This is a genomic window from Desulfogranum marinum, assembly GCF_016918565.1.
Lineage (GTDB): Bacteria > Desulfobacterota > Desulfobulbia > Desulfobulbales > Desulfobulbaceae > Desulfogranum > Desulfogranum marinum.
In genome coordinates, this window is sequence record NZ_JAFFQD010000155.1 from 1 (window position 1) to 508 (window position 508).

A 508-nucleotide genomic window follows, 5' to 3' on the forward strand; every position below is an offset into this window, starting at 1 on the left:
TTCTGGCAAGGATGTAAAGTTCGTCGTTTTGGTTAAGAAGCTTTACTTTCACTTCTGAGCGCACCTGCTCCCAGGATTTATCCAGAAATGATTTTTCCAGCTTGCTTAACCTGCCTTTGGGGGTGCCAACAAGATAGGACACCGGTTGTTCGGAGTCTCTCATGTCAGCAAGAACGTTTTCGGTAGGAATCCCTCGGTCCATCCCCCATGTTCTGTTTGCCTTGCCATATTGTTTCTCGATTGCCGCAAGGAAATCTGGCAATGTAGTTTTATCACTGATATTCCCATCCATGACTTCATAGGCTAGGGGAAAACCATCAGGTGTCACAATAAGGGCAATGACCACCTGAACACAATCTGGTCGTTTGTCACGGCTGTACCCAAATTTTATCTTTCCACCCCCTGGCGGGTCACACTCAAAATAGGTGCTGGTGAGGTCATACAGCAAAACATCGAATTTGATGTTGAACAGTTCGTGCCAACGATTGGTGAGGAAGCTGAAAAAATC

Annotated in this window: 1 protein-coding gene; it reads right to left on the reverse strand. The window is 46.1% G+C overall.

All coding sequences use genetic code 11. The features are described 5' to 3' along the window. Nucleotides 1-508, reverse strand: a 508-nt coding sequence (locus JWH17_RS25040) for an IS1634 family transposase (RefSeq protein WP_205225093.1), incomplete at both ends; no start/stop codon positions are given.